The following is a 19,420-nucleotide window of genomic DNA, read 5'->3' as shown; positions in this document are numbered from 1 at the left end:
GTGCTCAGAACCCGTGCCGCATTCCGCCGTCCACCGGCACCATGACGCCGGTCAGATAGGAGGCCGCGGGCGACAGCAGGAACGCCCCGGCCCGCCCGAACTCCTCCGGCGTGCCGTACCGGCGCAGCGGGATCCGCGACTCACTGGCCGCCCGGGTGGCCTCCGGGTCCGCGGACATGCCGTCCAGCTGGCGGACCCGGTCCGTGTCGATACGGCCCGGCAGCAGGCCTACGACACGGACGCCCCGCGGACCCAGCTCGTCCGCGAGGGACTTGGCGAAGCCGGCGAGTCCGGGCCGCAGCCCGTTGGAGATCGTCAGCCCCGGGATCGGCTCGTGCACCGAACCGGACAGCACGAACCCGATGACACCGCCGGCCTCCAGCTCCGCCGCCGCGGCCCGCGCGAGCCGTACCGCGCCGAGGAACACCGACTCGAACGCCGACTGCCACTGCTCGTCGGTGGTGTCGGCGACGAACCCGGGCGCCGGGCCGCCGACGCTCACCAGCACACCGTCGAAGCCGCCGAAGTGCTCGCGCGCGGCCGCGATCAACCGCTCGGGCGTGTCCGGGTCGGCATTGCCCGCCGCGACCCCGACCGCGTTCGGGCCCAGCGCCGACGCGGCCTCGGCGACCGTCTTCTCGTCCCGCCCCGAAATGATCACTTTGGCGCCCTCGGCGACGAGCTCCCGCGCGGTGGCGTGGCCCAGACCCCGCGTGGCACCCGTGACGACGAACACCCGGTCCTTCAATCCAAGATCCATGGCCCCTATCCTGCATCGTCCGGGCCGAACAGGGCGAGGGCGGTGTTCACCAGGCCGATGTGGCTGAACGCCTGCGGCAGGTTGCCCAGCTGGCGGCCGTTGGCGGCGTCGTACTCCTCGGAGAGCAGCCCGACGTCGTTGCAGAGCCCGACGAGCCGCTCGAACAGCTCCCGCGCCTCCTTCGTACGGCCCGTCATGTGCAGCGCGTCCGCCAGCCAGAACGAGCAGACCAGGAAGGTGCCCTCGCCGCCGGGGAGCCCGTCGACGGGCGACTTCTCGGCGCTGTAGCGGCGCAGGAAGCCGTCGTGGCCGAGCTCCTTGTACACCGCGTCGACGGTGCCGAGCACCCGGGGGTCGTCCGGGGGCAGGAACCCCACGCGCGGGATGAGCAGCAGCGAGGCGTCCAGCTCGCGCGAGCCGTAGTACTGGGTGAAGGTGTTCCGCTCGGGGTCGTAGCCCTGCTCGCACACCTCCCGGTGCACCTCGTCGCGCATCGCGCGCCAGGCCTCCACGTCGCCGTCCAGCTCCGGGTCGCGCTCCACCGTGCGCACCGCGCGGTCGGCGGCCACCCACGCCATCACCTTGGAGTGCACGAACTGTTTGCGGCCTCCGCGCACCTCCCACAGCCCCTCGTCCGGCTGCCGCCACGCCGTGCACAGGAAGTCCATCAGGGCGACCTGGAGCGCCCACATGTTCGGTTCGGAGGGCAGGCCCGAACTCCGGGCCAGCGACAGCGAGTCCATGACCTCGCCGTAGACATCGAGCTGGAGCTGGTTCACGGCGTCGTTGCCGATCCGCACCGGACCGGTTTCCGCGAAGCCCGGCAGCCAGGGCAGCTCCATCTCGGGCAGCCGCCGCTCACCCGCCACGCCGTACATGATCTGCAGGTCCGCCGGATCGCCCGCGACCGCGCGCAGCAGCCAGTTCCGCCAGGCCTCGGCCTCCTCCTGGTACCCGGCGGACAGCAGCGCGCCGAGCGTGAGCGTGGAGTCGCGCAGCCAGCAGTAGCGGTAGTCCCAGTTGCGGACCCCGCCCAGCTCCTCGGGGAGCGAGGTGGTGGCCGCGGCGACGATGCCGCCGGTGGGCGCGTAGGTGAGGGCCTTGAGCGTGATCAGGGAGCGCACCACGGCGTCCCGGTGCGGACCGTCGTAGCGGCAGCGGGACGCCCAGGCCCGCCAGTCCCCGACGCTGGCCGCCAGGGCCTCGTGGGGGTCGATGAGCGGCGGGCGGGGCTCGTGCGAGGGGTGCCAGGTGAGGACGAACGCCACCGACTCGCCCTCGGCGACGGTGAACTCCGAGTACGTGCAGTGGTCCTCGCCCCAGGTGCGCACCTCGGGCTCGCTGCGCAGCCATGTCGAGTCCGGGCCGGCCACGGCGACCCGGTGGCCGTCGGAACGCCGTATCCACGGGGTGATCGAGCCGTAGTCGAAGCGCAGCCGGAGCGTGCTGCGCAGGGTCACTTCACCGCGCAGGCCCTCCACGATCCGGACGACGTCCGGCGCGCGGTCGCGTTGCGGCATCAGATCCGTGACGCGTACCGCCCCTTCGGCGGTCTCCCACTCGGTGTCCAGGACAAGGGTGTCCTTCCGGTAGGCGCGCCGGGTGCACTGGTCGGCGCCTTTGGGGGCGAGACGCCAGTGGCCGTTCTCCTCGTCGCCGAGCAACCTGGCGAAGCAGGCGGCCGAGTCGAACCTGGGCAGGCACAGCCAGTCGATGGATCCGTCCTTGCCGACCAGGGCGGCGGTCTGCTCGTCGCCGATGAGCGCGTAGTCCTCGATTCGGGGGTGCACGGGGAGCGGCTTCCCGCGAGAACGGAGGGGTAACCCGGGGGCAGGGGCATTCCGGCCGTACGGCTCACAGGGCGCCCGGCGCGAGAGGGGGACCGATGGCGTTCGGCGTGTGCGGTGTTGTGCTCGATGGCGCCCGGTGCTCACACCGTCGCGGGTTCCGCCTCCGCCGTGGTCTGCTCGGCCTCGCGCCGGCGCCGGTCGCGCTGTTCGCGCCGGACCAGGATGACCCAGCCGACGGGGACGCCCGCGGCGAAGAGCCACCACTGGATGGCGTAGGCGTAGTTCAGCGCGGCGTCCTCGTCGCCGGGCTCGCCGAGCTGCTGCGGGGTGTCGCCCTTCGGCTGCGGCTCGGTCTGCGCGATGTACCCGCCGAGCACCTGGGCGTCGAGGCGGCGGGCCTCGTGCTCGCTGTTGATCAGCATGATCTGCCGGTCCGGCAGCCCCTGGAGGTTCTTGATGCCGCTCGCCTCGGTCGTCTCGTCCGGCATCAGCCGGCCGGTGACGGTGAGCTCACCGCTCGGCGGGGCGGGGACCTTGGGGAACGCCGTCTGGCTCGCGCCCCGGTCCGCCGGGATCCAGCCGCGGTTGACCAGCAGCACCTTGCCGTCGTTCAGCACGAACGGAGTCAGGACGTGGTAGCCGACCTCGTCGTCGGAGTTGGTGCGGCGGCGGACGACGACCTCGGCGTCGGTGTCGAAGTGCCCCTTCGCGGTGACGGTGCGGTACCGCTCGTCGGTAGTGACGGTGTGCCCGGGGGCGGTCAGCTCCTCCACGGGGACCGGCTTCGCGTGCAGCGCGTCGGCGACCAGCTGATTGCGGGCCGTGCGCTCGTCGTAGCGGTGCATCTGCCAGATGCCCAGCCTGATCATCGTGGGGATGAGCAGCAGGGCGACCAGCGTGAGGATCACCCACTGCCGGGACAACAGGAAGCGGTACACCCCACGACCGTACATCTCGGTCGTGGGGTGCGGTCAGGCGGGTCGGGGGTCACACCTTGTCGATGATTCCCACCTTGCCCTCCGCGCGGGCGCAGTGGGCGCCGCAGTACCAGTGGCCCTCGACCTCGACGCCCTGTCCGATGATCTGGACGCGGCAGTGCTCGCAGATGGGTGCCATGCGATGGATCGCACACGCGAAGCAGTCGAAGACGTGCACAGCGCCCTGTGCGCGGATCTCGAAGGTCATTCCGTAGTCATTGCCGCAAACTTCGCATCTCGCCATGCGCCACAGGGTGGGCCGTCGGCACGGAACGAGCGAGCGCGCGCGGGGCGAGTCGCGCGGCAATCACCCATCCGTACGGTCACTGCTCCGACGCCGGTTCCACATCCCCGAGGAGTTGCCCGAACCCGGCCTCGTCCACCACCGGTGTGCCGTACTGCCGGGCCTTGACCACCTTGGACGTGCCCGAGTCGGGGTCGTTGGTGACGAGCAGGCTGGTCAGCCTCGAGATGCTGGTCGCCACATGCAGCCCGGCCTCGATCGCCCGGTCCTCCAGGAGGTCGCGCTCGACGGAGGTGTCACCGGAGAAGGCGATCCGCATGCCCTGCTTGAGCCTTTTGCCCTCTTCATAACGACCTGGGTTGGGATACGGGCATGCGGGCCGCTTCCGGGACGGCCGCCAACTCGTCGGCCGGTAACCGCCGCCGTAGCCGGACTGCTGCCGGGGCACGGCGTGGTCCGTCCACTCCGTCAGCGGGCGGCACTCGTGCAGCGGCAGCCGTACGCCCCCCGCGGCCGCGGCCTTCAGGCTCGGCCGGAACGCCTCCGCCAGCACGCGCGCGTCGTCCAGCGCGTGGTGCGCGCGCTGCTGGACCACCCCGAAGTGGGCGGCCAGCGACTCCAGCTTGTGGTTGGGCAGCGGCAGGCGCAGCTCCTTGGAGAGCGCGATGGTGCACAGCCGGTGGCGCACCGGGGCCTCGCGCTTCGCGCGCGCGTACTCGCGCGCGATCATCTGCCAGTCGAAGACGGCGTTGTGCGCCACGAGCACGCGGTCCGCGAGGCGGGTGGAGAACTCCTCGGCGATGTCCGTGAAGAGGGGCGCGCCCTCCAGTACGTCGCTCGTCAGACCGTGGATCCACACCGGGCCCGGATCGCGCTCCGGGTTGACCAGCGTGTACCAGTGGTCCTCGACCTCGCCGCGCGCGTCCAGCCGGTACACGGCCGCCGAGATTATCCGGTCGTCCCGGGCCAGTCCGGTGGTCTCCACGTCAACGACCGCGTATCCCTTCGGATACGCGGCCGGCCACGCTGTGGGGGAGGACGCTTCGGTCGTACGGTCTTCGAGCATGGTCACTGAGGATACGGGCCGGGACTGACAGTGCCGTCCGGGGTCCCGCCTCGGTACCCCGTCAGGTGACGGGTCGCGCCCGTCCGTTCGAGTGCCGGCCTCGGGCGGGCGCCAAGTCCCTTCCCGTGCCGGGCCGTCCGGAATGTCATTCTCCGGGTGTGACGGAACCAGCGCATGACGAGGCCCGTGGCGGATCGCTCGGCGAACGGCTGAACTGGCTGCGGGCGGCGGTCCTCGGCGCCAACGACGGCATCGTGTCCACCGCCGGGCTCGTGGTCGGTGTCGCGGGCGCGACCGACGACCGCGCGGCCCTGCTGACGGCGGGCCTGGCCGGGCTGCTCGCCGGGTCCATGTCGATGGCGGCGGGCGAGTACGTCTCCGTCTCCACCCAGCGCGACTCGGAGCGGGCCGCGCTCGCCGCGGAGAAAAGGGAGTTGCGCGAACGGCCCGAGGAGGAACTGGCCGAGCTCGCGGACCTCCTCCGGCGGCGTGGCCTGTCCGGCGACGTCGCCCAGGAGGCGGCCGTGCAGCTCACCGAGCGGGACGCGCTGCGGGCGCACGCGCGCGTGGAGCTGGGGATCGACCCGGACCGGCTGACGAACCCTTGGCACGCGGCGTGGGCGAGCTTTCTGGCGTTCACCGCGGGGGCGCTGCTGCCGCTGCTGGCGATGGTCCTGCCCCCGGCCTCGGCCCGGGTCGCGGTCACGGTCGTCTCGGTCCTGGCGGCGCTGGTGCTGACGGGGTGGAGCAGCGCGCGATTGGGGGCGGCGGATCCGGGGCGGGCGGTGCTGCGGAATGTGGGGGGTGGGGCGTTGGCCATGGGGGTCACGTATGGGGTGGGGTCTTTGTTGGGGGCGGCGGGGGTGTGACGGGTCAGTCGATGTACAGGCGGTCCAGGGGGATGAGGTCCTTGCCGGTGATTTGGTCGCAGTCGAAGAGGCGGATCTTGAGGCGGGGCAGACCGGCCAAGGGGGCTAGGTCGAGTGGGCCGCAGCGGGAGAACGAGACGGATTCCAGTGCGGGAAGGTCGGCGAGGGCCGCAAGGTTTGCCACGTCCGGAGAGCCCGCCAGGTGGATGGTCGACAGGCCCTGGTGGGGCAGTACCGCAGCGAGGTCGACGCGGGTCACGTCCAGGGTCTGGAGGGTTTTCAACGGCGCGAAGGGCCCGGCCGCGAGGAAGGCCCGCCACTGGTGCTCGTCGTTGACGGTGAGCCACTCGAGGGAAGTCAGGGCTTCGAGTCCGTCAAGTTTCGTGGCGCAGGCCTGCTGGAAGAACCCGAGGCCGATGAGCTGGGGAGCGAAGGCCCATTGGTCCAGATTCGTTTCCCGGGGCACGAAGTCCAGGGTGAGGTGCCGGAGGCTCGGCAGGTCGGAAAGGGGCGCCAGGGAAAGCCTGTCGGCGAGCCCGTACAGATAGATGTGCGTGAGCGCGAGCCCGGAGAGGGTGCCGAGATCCCTGATCGAGGCGCAGCGGTTGAGCGACAGGTCACGCAGGTGCGCCAGCGCCCGGAGCGGTGAGAGGTCATCGACAAGGTTGTTGTCGGTCAGCCACAGGGAGGCCAGGGGAGTGTGCGCGAGCACGGCGGGCGGGATGCCGTGGTTGCCGATCAGGTTCAGGGCCGTGAGGTGCGGCAGGCGCGGCAGGAGCGCCATCTTCTGGGTGTCCTCCATGCTGAGGATCTGGCCGGCCGCAACGGTGCCTTCGAGGATCGCCTCGAAGTACTCGACAGTGTCGAACGACGGCCAGGCGAAGTTGAGTTCGGCGCGCACAGGCGGGCGCTGATCGGTCCGGAAGCGCTTGATGACTTCCAGGCCGCCGTCGCCCCCGACCCGGCAGGCCGTCCCGACCACCGCCGCAGCCTCACGATCCGTCAGTTCGTCGGGCCCCGGCAACAGCTCCAGGACCAGTTCGCCGGCCCTGGCGAGCTGTTCCGCCTGCCTGAGATTCCTCGGCGGAACCAACTCCGCCATCCGCCCCTCCACCTCCCCCCGAACCCCCGGATCCAACTCCGGCGCATGCTCCAGGCTCGCCGCGGCCAGCAGCACCAGCCGCTCCCGGTGCCGCCGCACCTTGTCCGCCCGCCGCAGCAACTGCCGTAGCAGCCGCGTCCGTTCCTCCACGCGCGCGTGCCCGACAGCCATGCGGACCACGTCGTCCCACTGGTCGTCGTGGGCGTTGCGGACCAGGACCCCGAAGTCACGGGCTTCCACCGCCGCCTTCGCACCCAGGTAGTCCTGGAAGGTGCGGTGGACGAAGTCCACATAGCCCGGCACCGGCTCGCGCAGCAGCCCGCTGCGGATCAGGAGGTGGGTGAAGACCTGCTCGGCGTCGCCCTGTTCGCGCACCTGGGGCATGGCCGCCAGCCACTCGTCCAGCATCGCGATGACGTCCTGCCGGTCCGCCTCGACCTGCTGGTTGCGGATCATCCAGTAGGCGAGCCGTTGCAGCAGGGCCGTCTGTTCGTCGCGGGAGAGGGACACGCCCTCCACGGACGTGATCTCCCGCTCGGTGTCCCGCCGTACCAGCAGCATGTCCAGTGCCGCGTCGTACAGCTCCTTCCGGGCGCGGGGCAGGTGCATCCGCCGGTCCCGGTGCAGGGCGCACAGCAGGGCGCACATGAGCGGGTTGGTGGCGAGGCGGCCCAGGTCGCGGCGGGTGGTCAGGGCCTCGCTCAGGCCCGCCTCGTACCGGTCGAGTTCGGCCCGCTCCGCCTCCGGGACGCACTCCAGGCGGGCCGCGTCGTGCCAGTGCCGGACGAAGGCCTTGATGTCGACCCGTTCCATCGGCAGCAGGGTCTGTGCGGTGAAGTCCTGGGCCGCCAGCCAGTCCTCGGGGACCGCCGAGGGGCGGGTGGTGATCACGTACCGCGCCTTGGGGAACGCCGTGAGAAGCGACTTCAGCCACTTCTCCGTGCGCTCGCGCAGCCGTACGGGGACTTCGTCGACCCCGTCGACCAGGACCAGCGCCCGCCCGTTCGCGAGGAGTTCCTCCACCCAGCCGTCCGGCGCCCGCAGCGGTACGCCCGCGGCGGGGAGGAAGTCCTCGGGCATCGGCAGCCCGTCCGGTCCGTGGAAGGAGCGCAGGCGCAGGACGAAGGGCACGCAGCGGTTCCAGGCCGCGAGTTGCGGGCCGAAGCTCTGCCGGGCGGCGTTCAGGGCCAGCCACTGGAGCAGGGTCGACTTGCCCGAGCCGGCCGGGCCGCGCAGCAGCAGGCGGTGGCCCGCCGTGGCGAGCGCCTGCTCCACCTTCACGGGTGTCTGCGGCTCCTGGGGCATGCCGTCGCGCTGCGGCTCGTGGCGCCGGGCACCGCTCACCGCGAGGCTCAGGTAGGCCGTGTCCAGCGCCCACTCGGCCCGCCGCCGGCCGCCCAGGGTGAGCCCGAACAGTTCCAGCCGGGAGTGCGTCTCGGCGACGAAGCGCGCGTACCGCCCCTCGAAGTCCGGAGTCTCCCCTTGCGGGCGGCTCCGGAGCAGGTCACCGGTGCGCCGCGTCTGCTCCACCGCCGCCCGCGCGGGGAACGTCGGCTGCGCGGTGAGCTGTTCGACCAGGTGCTCGCAGCACAGGACGAGCAGTTCGCCGTAGAGGTCCCGGGCGCGGTCGGCCAAGTCGGCGACGGGCCGTCGCAGCTCCTCGGCCAGCCGCCCCGGATCCAGGTCCACCGCGAACAGCCGGTCCGCGTCGAGCGGTCCCGCCGCGGCGAACGTGTCCTGCACGGCCGCCACCGCCGCCAGCCGCTCGTGCTCCGGCAGCGAGCCGTACGCCCCCGCGATCCGCTCGCCCAGCACTCGCGCCAGCCGGTCCGGACCCGTCGGCCTCGGCAGCGGCCGTAACGGCTTCGCGACCAGGCCCGCGCCCGGCCGCGGCGCCAGGGCCGACTTCACAACCGTCTGGACCACCGTCGACGCAAGCCGCAGCAGAACGACCTCGAACCCCTGCATCCCACCACCCCCCTCTGCTCCGCATCGTAGATCCGCCCACTGACATCGCCGACGGCGATTGGCGGAGATCACCAACAAGTAAGCGCGTACCCCCGGTAATACTTGTGAGTAACAACCCCTAGCCGTGGCCGACCAGCGGTTCTACGGTGCCTAGCATGCCGAACCTGCCCGATGTCGTGCTGTGGTCGATCCCCGCCTTCGTCCTGCTCACCGTGGTCGAGATGATCAGTGTCCGGATCCATCCCGACGAGGAGGCGGCGGGCTATGAGACGAAGGACGCCGCCACCAGCCTCGGCATGGGACTCGGCAGTCTGTTCTTCGACTTCCTGTGGAAGATCCCCATCGTCGCGATCTACACGGCGATATATGAGCTCACACCACTGCGGGTGCCCGTCCTGTGGTGGACGGTGCCACTCATGCTGCTCGCCCAGGACTTCTTCTACTACTGGTCCCACCGCGGCCATCACGTCGTACGCATCCTGTGGGCCTGCCACGTGGTGCACCACTCCAGCCGGAAGTTCAACCTCACCACCGCGCTGCGCCAGCCCTGGACCTCGCTGACCGTCTGGCCGTTCTACGTCCCTCTCATCGCCTGCGGTGTGCACCCGGCCGCGCTCGCCTTCTGCTCCTCGGCGAACCTCGTCTACCAGTTCTGGATCCACACCGAGCGCATCGACAAGATGCCCCGCTGGTTCGAGTTCGTGTTCAACACGCCCTCCCACCACCGTGTCCACCACGCCTCGCAGGGCGGCTACCTCGACCGCAACTTCGGCGGCATCCTCATCGTCTGGGACCGGCTGTTCCGCTCCTTCGTCGCCGAGACCGACCGTCCCGTCTTCGGTCTCACCAAGAACATCGACACGTACAACCCGATCAAGGTCGCCACGCACGAGTACGTCTCCATCGCCAGGGACCTGAAGAAGGCGCGCACTTGGCGGCATCGGGCCGGGCACCTGCTGCGCGGCCCCGGCTGGCAGCCCGCCCCCGCGGAACCGGCCCGGGAGAGTGTCTCCGCGTGACTCCGCGCCGCGCTCTGCTGCTCGCCTTCGGCCTGGCCGCCGTCGTCGACCTCGGCTCCCTGGCGGCCGGCTACGACCCCGGGCATCTCGTCGCCAAGCCGCTGCTGATGCCGCTGCTCGCCGGGTACGCCGTCCTGTCGGGGGCGCCCCGGCTGCTGGTCGCCGCGCTGCTGTTCGGCTGGGGCGGGGACGTCCTGCTGCTGTCCGACGCCGAGCCCGCGTTCCTCGCGGGCATGGGCTCCTTCGCCGCCGGGCACGTCTGCTACCTCTTGCTGTTCAAGGGGCGCGGTGGCCACCAGCCGTTCCTCCTCGCCGGGTACTGCGTCGCCCTCACCACCACCGTCGCCGCCCTCTGGCCGGATCTCCCGGCCGATCTGCGCGTCCCGGTCGCCGGGTACAGCCTGCTGCTCACGGCCATGGCCTACCGGGCCGGCGCCCGGTTCGGCACGGTCGCCGGGCTCGGCGGCGCGCTCTTCATGGTCTCCGACACGCTCATCGCCACGGGGGTGGCGGAGTGGCCGCAGGCTCCCCGGCCCGACCTGTGGATCATGCTCACCTATATTGCCGCGCAGTTCCTGCTCTGCACCGGCACACTCAGAGCTCTCGAAGCGCGTCCCTACCCCGCGGCGACGTACGGTGAGGTGCGCTCGACCACCCCCTGAGCGCAGTTCACGACACCGCAGGAGAACCCACCATGCGCGCCACCACCATCCACGCCCCGTACGACATGCGGGTGGCGGACGTACCCGACCCCGTCGTCCAACTGCCCACCGACGCCGTGGTCCGGGTGCTGCGCGCCTGCATCTGCGGCAGCGACCTGTGGGCCTACCGCGGAGAGGCGGCCCGGCAGCCGGGGCAGCGGATCGGGCACGAGTTCCTCGGTGTCGTCGAGGAGACCGGCTCCGACGTCTCCGGCGTCCGCACGGGCGACCTGGTCGTCGCGCCCTTCATGTGGTCCGACGGCTCGTGCGACTACTGCCGGGAGGGCCTGACGACCTCCTGCGAGCACGGCGGCTTCTGGGGCTCCGTCGGCTACGACGGCGGCCAGGGCGAGGCCGTGCGCGTGCCCTTCGCCGACGGCACCCTCGTCAAGCTGCCCAAGGACGCCGCCTCCGACGAGCGGCTGCTGTCCGCCCTGCTGACCCTGTCCGACGTCATGGGCACCGGCCACCACGCCGCCCTCGCCGCGGGCGCCCGCCCCGGCGCCACGGTCGCCGTGGTCGGCGACGGCGCCGTCGGCCTGTGCGCCGTGCTGGCCGCCAAGCGGCTCGGCGCCGAGCGGATCGTGGCGCTCGGCCGCCACCAGGTCCGCACCGACATCGCGCGCCGCTTCGGCGCCACCGACGTCGTCGCCGAGCGCGGGGAGGCCGCCGTCGAGGCCGTCCGCGAACTCACCCGCGGCCAGGGCGCGCACGCCGTCGTCGAGGCGGTCGGCACCGAGCAGTCCATGCGTACGGCCGTGAGCATCACCCGCGACGGCGGCGGCATCGGCTTCGTCGGCGTGCCGCACGGCAGCGGCACCGGACTCGACCTCGGGGTGATGTTCGACCGGAACATCGCCCTGCGCGGCGGCGTCGCCCCGGTCCGCGCCTACCTTCCCGAGCTGCTGCCCGACGTCCTGGAGGGCCGCATCGACCCCTCGCCGGTCTTCGACATGACCGTCGGCCTGGAGGGCGTGCCCGAGGGCTACAAGGCGATGGACGAGCGGGTGGCGCTCAAGGTGATGGTCGCCATCTGAAACCCTTGGCCACAGTCGCCACCTGAAACCCTTGGCGACAGTCACCACCTGATCGGCACCGGCAGCGCCGTCAGCAGCCCCGACACCGCCACGACCACGCCCAGCGCGACGACCTCCGCGCGCGCGGGGGCGCAGGCCGTGAGCGGGTCGGGGGCCCGGCTCAGCCGGATCCGCGCCCACAGGGCGAGCGCGGCGACGGCGGCCACCAGCAGCACCTTGGCGAGCAGCACGCGTCCGTACGCCGTCGTCGTCAGCTGCTCGACGATCGTCTCCGACGGCATCCGGCGCAGCGAACTGCACACCCCGGTCGCCGTGATGGCGGCGAGCAGAACGGCGGCCACGCGCGCGTAGAGCCCCAGCAGTGCCGCGCCCGCCGGTGTGCCGCCCCGCAGGCGCCGCAGGACGTGCAGCAGGCCGCCCACCCACAGCGCCGCGCACGTCAGGTGGACCAGGGTCAGTCCGGAGCCGACGAGCGGGGAGTGCTCGGTGGTCGGATGGGCGCGCAGCGCCTCGGCCACGACCACCGCGGCCAGCGGCCAGACCTGGGTGCCCGGACGCCGGGACAGCGCGCACAGTCCCGCCACGGCGAAGGCGTTGACCTCCAGCAGCGCGAGCTTGCCGTCGCGGGTGGCGTACAGGCCGCCGACGTCGAGGTCGGAGAGGCTGCCCGGCACCAGATTGCCCGTCGACACCACCGAGGCGAGCCCGAGGGCGGCGAGGAAACCGGCACCGGCCGCGTACGGCGCCCAGCTGCGGTGCGCGGCCGGGGGAGTGCCGGGCACGGAACGGGCCAGCCGGTTCACGAACAGCTCGCCCACCTGAACGCACAGCGCCGCGAACAGCACCGTCCGCAGCAGCGCGATGCCGCGGGTGCCGGGCGCGGCGGCCTCCCCGGTGTCGTGCAGCGCGGCGGACGGGCCGAGCAGCGGGATCAGCGCCCCGAGCACCACCAGGACGAGAACGGCGACGGCCCGGCCCGTACCGGGGCGCCGTGGGCGTTCGTCGGGGTCGGCCGACCCCGACGTGGGTCGTATCAAGGTCACCTCGTGATCTTCACCAGTCGCCCCAGAACCGGGCAAGCGCAGGAAAACAACTGGCGGTACGGCATTCCGGCCATGAGTACGTTTTCGGACTCCGGTACGACTCACGTCCACCGGGCGGGATCGGTTCCCCACACCCCGGGCGGCCGTGCCCAGTCCGTCGGCCCGCCCTCGAACGCCACCGGTGGCAGGGCGTACCGCAGCCGCCCGAGCGCGCTGTCCGACCCGGCCAGCCAGGGTTCGGGGCCGTCGTACGCCGGCCCGTCCGCGTTCCCCGCCTCGATCCCGGTCGTCAGCCAGTGCGCGGTGCGCGCCAGCGCCAGCCGTACGAGCCTGCCGCCGCCCTCGTCGTACCGCTCGGTCAGGGCGCGCAGGACCGCCGCCGCCAGCAGGTACCCGGTGCCGTGGTCGAGCGCCTGCGCGGGCAGCGCGCCCGGTGCTTCCGCCGAGCCCTCCAGGAGGGAGATCCCGGTGGCCGCCTGCACCAGGCTGTCGAAGCCGCGCCGCTCGCCCCAGGGCCCGTGGGCGCCCCACGCCGACACCTGGGCCACGACCACCCCCGGCCGACGCTCCGCCGGCGCCTCGGGAGCGAGCCCGAACCGGTCCAGGGCGCCCGGCCGGTAGCCGGTGACGACCACGTCCGCGGCCGCCAGCAGGTCCTCGAAGGCCTGCCGGTCCGCGACGAGGTCCAGCACCGCGGACCGCTTCCCGAACCCTGTGTCGGCGTGCTGGTCGGGCAGTTCGGGGTACCGGGGCGGGTCGACGCGCAGCACGTCCGCGCCGAGCAGGGCCAGGGTGCGGGTGGCGACGGGTCCCGCGATGACCCGTGTCAGGTCCAGCACGCGCACTCCGTCGAGCGGGAGCGCCGCACCGCCCGCCGGAAGCGCACGCGCGCGTGCCGAGTCCAGCCGCTGCCGTTCCACCAACGGCAGCCCGGCCACCACGGCCGCCTGCGGATGCCCGGCCCACTCCTCGGGCGTACGCACGGCGACGGCGAGCCCGCCGGCCGCGTGCACGGCCTCCTCGACCTCCAGCGCGGACCGCTCGAGCAGAGACTCCGGGTGCCCCGTCACGGCCAGCAGCCGCTCGCGGTGATGCGGGTAGTTGGCATGCGTGCGCACCCACCCGTCCGCCGTACGCCAGAACCGCGACAGCGAGGCGAAGTTGACCGGCGCCCGTCCATTGATCAACAGATGCCGCTCGCTCAGGAACGCCGTGGCGACGGCGCCGTCGTCCACGCGCGCGTGCGGCACTTCGGCGAGCCCGGCCCGCCGCGCCCCCAGCTCGGCGGCGGCCAGCGCGCACGCTCCCACACACGCGCGGGCCAATTGACGTACGGGGAGGCGCCCCTGAAGAGCGCCTCCCCGCACCACGGTGGAGGCCCGCGCGAGAAGAGCGGGGTCACCGCCCAGAGCGGACCAGGCATACGCGATGTCGGTCATGACTGCACTATGCAGTATTGACCGAATCAACGTATGGAGTCGGCCTACTTGGTCACCGCGTCCAGCGCGTCCGCCGTGCCCCACCCGTAGAACCCGTTCCGGTTCTTCGTGCCCTCGCACACCGCGTCGATCTTGCCGTCGCCGTCTATGTCGTACGGATCCGTGCACGGCGTGGCGTCGGCCTCCGCGTACAGAAGCGCCTTGACCAGGGCCGGCGGGGCCTTCGGGTGCGTCGACTTGATCAGGGCCGCCACGCCCGCGACATGCGGGGACGCCATCGACGTACCGGCCATGTAGCCCCATCGGCCGCCGGGCAGCGTGCCGAGGATCAGGCCGCTGGTGGCCGGCGGGGCCGGGGTCTGGAAGCGGGTCGAGTCGCCGCCGGGTGCGGCGATGTCGATCACGCCCAGGCCATGGTTGGAGAAGGACGACTTGATGCCCTTCGCACCGGTCGACGCCACCGTCACGACACCCGGCAACTGGGTCGGTATGTCAAGGCACTCGGAGGGGTCGACGACCCGGTCCGAGGGCGTGCCGTCGTTCGGGGACACCGGGTCGGTGATCTCGTCGGCCGCGAGGTCGTAGTTCTCGTTGCCGGCCGCCGCGACGTTGACCGCGCCCTTCTTCTCCGCGTAGCGCGAGGCCCGGGCGACGGCGTCGACGAGCGCGCGCTGGTCCGGGTCGTCCGTGCAGTTGAAGTACCAAGGGTCGGTGTAATAGCTGTTGTTCGTCACGTCGACGTCGTGCTCGGCCGCCCACACGAAGCCGCACACCACGGCCTCCGTGTAGAAGTACCCGGCCGTCGTCGACACCTTGATCCCGGAGACCTTCACCCCGGGGGCGACACCGGTCATGCCGACGCCGTTCTTGGCGGCCGCGATCTCACCGGCCACGTGCGTGCCGTGCGCGCTCTCCGTCGGCCCCGGCCGCCAGGCGCCCTCGGAGGTGTCCGGCTTGCCCGTCACACAGTTGACCGAGGCCTCGCGGTCGAAGTTCGGCGCCAGGTCGGGGTGGGTGTCGTCGACGCCGGTGTCGATCACCGCGACGGTGACGTCCTTGCTGCCCAGCGACTTCTCATGGGCCTGGTCCGCCTTGATGGCGGGCAGGTCCCACTGCAGGGGCTGCAACGGGTCCTCGCCGTCGACGGCCTCGACCGCCGCCGCCTCGGCCGCGCTGATCACCTTCGGCGTACCGACGTCCGTCGTCGACTGCGCGGGCAGCGGAGCGTGCCGCGTGTTGCCCGCCGAGGCCACCCCGGGCACCTCGCGCAGCGTCTTGGCGAAGTCCGGGTTCGCCGAGTGGACCACGATCACGCCGATCTGGTCGTACGACGTCACGATGGTGCCGCCGGCCTCGGCGATGGCCCGCTCCACACGCGGCGAAGGGCCGTGCCCGGAGCGGAGGTTGACGACATAGCTGAGCGCGGTCGCGTCGGCCTCCGCCTCGGCCGCCACCGACACGTTCGGCAGGAGGGCGAGCGCCGTCGCCATGACCATCCCGGCGGGGACGGCCAGCGCACGGCGAGAGCGCGGGAAGTGCGCTGTCATGGTGTCCATCACTCCTGTCCGGTGGGTCACTTGACCGCGCGCAGCGCGTTGACGATGCCGAACCCGTAGAAGCCGTTCACGCGCGGGCCGCCCGCGCACACCGCGTCCTGCGTGCCGTCGCCGTTCTGGTCGTAGGACTCGGGGCAACCCGGGTTGTCCGCCTGTGCCTTGAGCATCGCCTGCAGCGTGGCGCCCTTGGCCCACGGGTGCTTGGACTTCAGCAGCGCGGCCACGCCGGCGGCGTGCGGCGAGGCCATCGAGGTGCCCTGCAGGAAGGCGTACTGCCCGTTCGGCATCGTCGACAGGATGCGGCCGTTCTTCGAGGGCGTGTCGGGTATCTGGTACAGCCGGTCACCGCCCGGCGCGGCGACGTCGACGACGCCCTTGCCGTACGAGGAGTAGTAGGACTTCAGGTTCTGCACGCCCGTCGCGCTGACGGTCACGATGCCCGGGAGCTGGGTGGGCACGTCGTAGCACTCGTGCGGGTCGATCGTGCGCTCCACCGGGGTGGAGTCGTCCGGGCTGGTGGTGTCGACGATGGCGTCCGAGTCCAGGTCGTGGTTGGAGTTGCCCGCCGAGGCCAGGTGGAGCAGCCCCTTCTTCTGCGCGTACAGCTGGGCCCGGTTGACCGCGTCGACGATGGCCCGCTGGTCGGGGTCGTCCATGCAGTTGTAGAGCCACGGGTCCACGTAGTAGCTGTTGTTCGTGATCTCGACGCCGTGGTCGGCGGCGAACACGAAGGCGCAGACGACGCTCTCCGGGTAGAACAGCCCGTTGTCCGGGTCGCTCACCTTGATGCCGGACACCTTGACGCCCGGGGCGACGCCCGCGACACCGATGCCGTTGCGCGCGGCGGCGATCTCACCGGCCACGTGCGTGCCGTGGTAGTCGTCCGCGGTGTACGGCCGCCAGGCGCCCTCGCTGGTGTCCGCGACACCGCCCACGCAGTTGGCCGACTGGGACTTGGAGAAGTTCGGCGCGAGGTCCGGGTGGGTGTCGTCGACGCCGGTGTCGATCACGGCGACGGTCACCTTGCTGCTGCCCGGGTTGATCTTCGCCGCCTTGTCGGCGCCGATCGCGCGCAGGTCCCACTGGTCGGCCTCGAGCGGCTCGCTGTCGGGGGTGGCGGCCTCGGCCGCCCGCGCGGCCTGGGCGTCGGTCAGGAACTCGGCCGCGCCCTGGTCGGTGGTGCCGGCGGCGGTCAGCGGCGCCGTGCGCGTGGCACCGGCCGACTGGACCCCGCGCACGGCACGCATCTGCTTGCCGAAGTCGGGGTTGGCGGAGTGGGCGACGATCACCCCGATCTTGTCGTACGACACCACGACGGTTCCCCCGGCCGTGGTCACGGCCTTCTTCACCGACTCGAGCGTCCGGCGGTCCGTCTTGGTGTTCACGACGTAGGCCAGGTTCGGCGCGTCCGCCGTCTGCGCGGTGGTCTCCGCGAGCGGGGCGGCCGTCGCACCGGTCGGCAGGAAGCCGAGCGAGGCGGTCAGCGACAGCACGACGGGGACGGCCAGAGCGAGTCGGCGTCTGGAAGGCAGATGAGCCATGGGATCTCCACATCATCCGGAAACGGAACTGCCCGAGACACAGGTGGTGCTCGGGCAGGTACATGACGGGCGTGCAGGGTGAAGCTATCTCCCCGCCTCGCTGGCCAGCAATGACCCACCACAGGTGAGTTCGGAAAGAAGTGAGCCGGGTTGAACCGGTCCTCGCGTGGCGCCGTGACGTTGGACAGGAGGCCCGAGCACGATCGAGCCCCCTGGTAACCGCGAGGAACAGAGCCGCCCCATGTCCGTACCCAACCCGTCCGATGTCGCAACAGCGCCCGCAACGCGAGGAGACTCCGTGGCCACCGACGCACCGCCCCCCTCGAAACAGCAACACCGACTCCCGACCACCGAGGAGTTCACCGAGGTGCAGGAGAGCGCGGAGTTCGGTGAACTGCGCCGCTCCTACCGCTCCTTCGCCTTTCCGCTGACCGTCGGCTTCATCGTCTGGTACCTGCTGTACGTCCTGCTGTCGAACTACGCAGGCGGCTTCATGGGCACCAAGCTGTTCGGCAACATCAACGTCGCCCTCGTCCTCGGCCTCGCCCAGTTCCTCACCACGTTCCTCATCGCCTGGTGGTACGCGCGGCACGCCGCCGCCAAGCTCGACCCCAAGGCCGACGCGATCAAGTCCCGGATGGAGGGCGGCGCATGAGCGGCGCGCAGACGTTTCTCGCAGGCGACGCGCTGCTGGCGGCGGACGCCGCGAGCGAGCACCGTACGCTGATCATCAGCCTGTTCGGGGTGTTCGTCGTCGCCACCCTCGTCATCACCGTGTGGGCGGGCCGCCAGACCAAGGACGCCGCCGATTTCTACGCGGGCGGACGGCAGTTCACCGGCTTCCAGAACGGCCTCGCCGTCTCCGGCGACTACATGTCCGCCGCGTCCTTCCTCGGCATCGCGGGCGCCATCGCCCTCTTCGGCTACGACGGCTTCCTGTACTCCATCGGCTTCCTGGTCGCCTGGCTCGTCGCCCTGCTGCTGGTCGCCGAGCCACTGCGCAACTCCGGCCGCTACACGATGGGCGACGTCCTCGCCTACCGGATGCGCCAGCGCCCGGTCCGCACGGCGGCCGGCACCTCCACCATCGTCGTGTCGATCTTCTACCTGCTGGCCCAGATGGCCGGCGCGGGCGTCCTGGTCTCCCTGCTGCTCGGCATCAGCAGCGACGCCGGCAAGGTGGGCATCGTCGCCCTGGTCGGCGTTCTGATGATCATGTACGTCAGCATCGGCGGCATGAAGGGCACCACCTGGGTCCAGATGGTCAAGGCCGTGCTGCTGATGACCGGCGCCCTGCTGCTGACCTTCCTGGTCCTGCTGAAGTTCGACTTCAACATCTCCGACCTGCTCGGCACCGCCGCCGACCAGAGCGGCCACGGCGCGGCCTTCCTGGAGCCCGGCCTGAAGTACGGCGCCACCGGCACCACCAAGCTGGACTTCATCTCCCTCGGCATCGCCCTGATCCTGGGCACCGCCGGTCTGCCGCACATCCTGATCCGCTTCTACACGGTCCCGACGGCCAAGGCCGCCCGTAAGTCCGTGATCTGGGCGATCGGCCTGATCGGCTCCTTCTACCTGATGACCCTCGCGCTCGGCTTCGGCGCCGCCGCGCTGATCACCCCGGAGGAGATCACCACCTCCAACAAGGCGGGCAACACGGCCGCACCCCTGCTGGCGCTCCATCTCGGCGGCGTCGACTCCACCTGGGGCGCCATCCTGCTGGCCACCATCTCCGCGGTCGCCTTCGCGACGATCCTCGCGGTGGTCGCGGGCCTGACGCTCGCCTCCTCGTCGTCCTTCGCGCACGACATCTACGCCAACGTCATCAGGAAGGGCCAGGCCAGCGAGAAGGAGGAGGTCAGCGCCGCCCGCTGGGCGACCGTCGGCATCGGCGTCGTCTCCATTGGCCTCGGCGCCCTGGCCCGCGACCTGAACGTGGCAGGCCTGGTCGCGCTCGCCTTCGCGGTCGCCGCCTCCGCCAACCTGCCGACGATCCTCTACAGCCTGTTCTGGAAGCGGTTCACCACGCAGGGAGCCCTGTGGTCGATCTACGGCGGTCTGACCACCGCCGTCGGCCTGGTGCTGTTCTCGCCGGTCGTCTCCGGAAAGCCCAGCTCGATGTTCCCGGACGTCGACTTCCACTGGTTCCCGCTGGAGAACCCGGGCATCATCTCCATCCCGGTCGGCTTCCTGCTCGGCATCATCGGCACCTACCTGTCGAAGGAGGAGCCGGACAAGGGCAAGTACGCCGAGCTGGAGGTCCGGTCCCTGACCGGCACCGGCGCCCACTGAGTACTGCCCCCGAAGC

At 71.5% G+C, this 19,420-nt stretch carries 16 protein-coding genes; 6 read left to right on the top strand and 10 right to left on the bottom strand.

All coding sequences use genetic code 11. The annotated features are described in order from the left end of the window. Positions 1 to 4 precede the first annotated feature (4 nt). From AC068Z_RS37435 to AC068Z_RS37415, 5 genes are all read right to left on the bottom strand, one after another. Positions 5 to 760, bottom strand: coding sequence for an SDR family oxidoreductase (locus tag AC068Z_RS37435; RefSeq protein WP_478566472.1), 756 nt, complete (start codon positions 758 to 760; stop codon positions 5 to 7). 5 nt (positions 761 to 765) lie between these two features. Next, on the bottom strand, positions 766 to 2,550 hold the full coding sequence (locus AC068Z_RS37430) for a glycoside hydrolase family 15 protein (protein WP_478566469.1): 1,785 nt from the start codon (positions 2,548 to 2,550) through the stop codon (positions 766 to 768). 140 nt (positions 2,551 to 2,690) lie between these two features. Continuing rightward, positions 2,691 to 3,488, bottom strand: a complete 798-nt coding sequence (locus tag AC068Z_RS37425) for an SURF1 family cytochrome oxidase biogenesis protein (RefSeq protein WP_478566465.1) — start codon at positions 3,486 to 3,488, stop codon at positions 2,691 to 2,693. Positions 3,489 to 3,537: 49 nt separating this feature from the next. Further along, positions 3,538 to 3,771: a hypothetical protein gene (locus AC068Z_RS37420; protein ID WP_478566462.1), complete on the bottom strand. Its 234-nt coding sequence runs from the start codon at positions 3,769 to 3,771 to the stop codon at positions 3,538 to 3,540. A gap of 79 nt (positions 3,772 to 3,850) precedes the next feature. Then, positions 3,851 to 4,837: a DEDDh family exonuclease gene (locus AC068Z_RS37415; protein WP_478566459.1), complete on the bottom strand. Its 987-nt coding sequence runs from the start codon at positions 4,835 to 4,837 to the stop codon at positions 3,851 to 3,853. A 158-nt stretch (positions 4,838 to 4,995) separates the two neighbouring features. On the opposite strand from AC068Z_RS37415, the gene AC068Z_RS37410 reads away from it, so the two are divergent. Next, positions 4,996 to 5,706 carry a VIT1/CCC1 transporter family protein gene (locus tag AC068Z_RS37410; RefSeq protein ID WP_478566456.1) on the top strand — a complete coding sequence of 237 codons (711 nt, stop codon included), beginning with the start codon at positions 4,996 to 4,998 and terminating at the stop codon, positions 5,704 to 5,706. A 4-nt stretch (positions 5,707 to 5,710) separates the two neighbouring features. On the opposite strand, the gene AC068Z_RS37405 is transcribed toward AC068Z_RS37410, so the two are convergent. Next, entirely contained in the window at positions 5,711 to 8,776 is a 3,066-nt protein-coding gene (locus AC068Z_RS37405; protein WP_478566453.1) for an NACHT domain-containing protein, read from the bottom strand. Between the two features lie 155 nt (positions 8,777 to 8,931). On the opposite strand from AC068Z_RS37405, the gene AC068Z_RS37400 reads away from it, so the two are divergent. From AC068Z_RS37400 to AC068Z_RS37390, 3 genes are read left to right on the top strand one after another with little or no spacing between them, the layout of a single operon-like run. Beyond that, entirely contained in the window at positions 8,932 to 9,795 is an 864-nt protein-coding gene (locus AC068Z_RS37400) for a sterol desaturase family protein (RefSeq protein ID WP_478566450.1), read from the top strand. Next, complete coding sequence (locus AC068Z_RS37395) at positions 9,792 to 10,457, top strand: lysoplasmalogenase (protein WP_478566447.1); 666 nt, start codon at positions 9,792 to 9,794, stop codon at positions 10,455 to 10,457. The genes AC068Z_RS37400 and AC068Z_RS37395 overlap by 4 nt, the downstream gene beginning before the upstream one ends. A 32-nt stretch (positions 10,458 to 10,489) precedes the next feature. Continuing rightward, positions 10,490 to 11,533: a zinc-dependent alcohol dehydrogenase family protein gene (locus tag AC068Z_RS37390; protein ID WP_478566444.1), complete on the top strand. Its 1,044-nt coding sequence runs from the start codon at positions 10,490 to 10,492 to the stop codon at positions 11,531 to 11,533. A 41-nt stretch (positions 11,534 to 11,574) separates the two neighbouring features. Here the strand turns inward: AC068Z_RS37390 and AC068Z_RS37385 are convergent, their stop codons facing one another. The 4 genes from AC068Z_RS37385 to AC068Z_RS37370 all read right to left on the bottom strand — a co-directional run bounded on the left by AC068Z_RS37385 (position 11,575) and on the right by AC068Z_RS37370 (position 17,112). Continuing rightward, entirely contained in the window at positions 11,575 to 12,576 is a 1,002-nt protein-coding gene (locus AC068Z_RS37385) for a CopD family protein (protein WP_478566441.1), read from the bottom strand. A 101-nt stretch (positions 12,577 to 12,677) separates the two neighbouring features. Continuing rightward, entirely contained in the window at positions 12,678 to 14,015 is a 1,338-nt protein-coding gene (locus AC068Z_RS37380; protein ID WP_478566438.1) for a CoA transferase, read from the bottom strand. Between the two features lie 44 nt (positions 14,016 to 14,059). Beyond that, positions 14,060 to 15,562 (bottom strand): S8 family peptidase, encoded by a 1,503-nt coding sequence (locus AC068Z_RS37375; RefSeq protein WP_478566758.1) that lies wholly within the window; start codon positions 15,560 to 15,562, stop codon positions 14,060 to 14,062. Positions 15,563 to 15,588: 26 nt separating this feature from the next. Beyond that, positions 15,589 to 17,112, bottom strand: a complete 1,524-nt coding sequence (locus tag AC068Z_RS37370; RefSeq protein ID WP_478566435.1) for a S8 family serine peptidase — start codon at positions 17,110 to 17,112, stop codon at positions 15,589 to 15,591. A gap of 298 nt (positions 17,113 to 17,410) precedes the next feature. On the opposite strand from AC068Z_RS37370, the gene AC068Z_RS37365 reads away from it, so the two are divergent. Continuing rightward, positions 17,411 to 17,767: a DUF485 domain-containing protein gene (locus AC068Z_RS37365; RefSeq protein ID WP_478566432.1), complete on the top strand. Its 357-nt coding sequence runs from the start codon at positions 17,411 to 17,413 to the stop codon at positions 17,765 to 17,767. Beyond that, a complete protein-coding gene (locus tag AC068Z_RS37360) occupies positions 17,764 to 19,404 on the top strand; it encodes a solute symporter family protein (RefSeq protein ID WP_478566429.1) in 1,641 nt (546 codons plus the stop codon). Before AC068Z_RS37365 ends, AC068Z_RS37360 begins: the two co-directional genes overlap by 4 nt. Positions 19,405 to 19,420: the final 16 nt, after the last annotated feature.

The sequence above is a fragment of the Streptomyces sp. NPDC043726 genome (genome assembly GCF_056436565.1).
This window is presented reverse-complemented; position numbering and strand designations above follow the sequence as displayed.

What these genes read in the sequence shown, in the direction of transcription:
- AC068Z_RS37435 (WP_478566472.1), bottom strand. Translation starts at nt 760, where the DNA reads ATGGATCTTGGATTGAAGGACCGGGTGTTCGTCGTCACGGGTGCCACG.
- AC068Z_RS37420 (WP_478566462.1), bottom strand. Translation starts at nt 3,771, where the DNA reads ATGGCGAGATGCGAAGTTTGCGGCAATGACTACGGAATGACCTTCGAG.
- AC068Z_RS37415 (WP_478566459.1), bottom strand. Translation starts at nt 4,837, where the DNA reads ATGCTCGAAGACCGTACGACCGAAGCGTCCTCCCCCACAGCGTGGCCG.
- AC068Z_RS37405 (WP_478566453.1), bottom strand. Translation starts at nt 8,776, where the DNA reads ATGCAGGGGTTCGAGGTCGTTCTGCTGCGGCTTGCGTCGACGGTGGTC.
- AC068Z_RS37400 (WP_478566450.1), top strand. Translation starts at nt 8,932, where the DNA reads ATGCCGAACCTGCCCGATGTCGTGCTGTGGTCGATCCCCGCCTTCGTC.
- AC068Z_RS37390 (WP_478566444.1), top strand. Translation starts at nt 10,490, where the DNA reads ATGCGCGCCACCACCATCCACGCCCCGTACGACATGCGGGTGGCGGAC.
- AC068Z_RS37380 (WP_478566438.1), bottom strand. Translation starts at nt 14,015, where the DNA reads ATGACCGACATCGCGTATGCCTGGTCCGCTCTGGGCGGTGACCCCGCT.
- AC068Z_RS37375 (WP_478566758.1), bottom strand. Translation starts at nt 15,562, where the DNA reads ATGACAGCGCACTTCCCGCGCTCTCGCCGTGCGCTGGCCGTCCCCGCC.
- AC068Z_RS37370 (WP_478566435.1), bottom strand. Translation starts at nt 17,112, where the DNA reads ATGGCTCATCTGCCTTCCAGACGCCGACTCGCTCTGGCCGTCCCCGTC.
- AC068Z_RS37360 (WP_478566429.1), top strand. Translation starts at nt 17,764, where the DNA reads ATGAGCGGCGCGCAGACGTTTCTCGCAGGCGACGCGCTGCTGGCGGCG.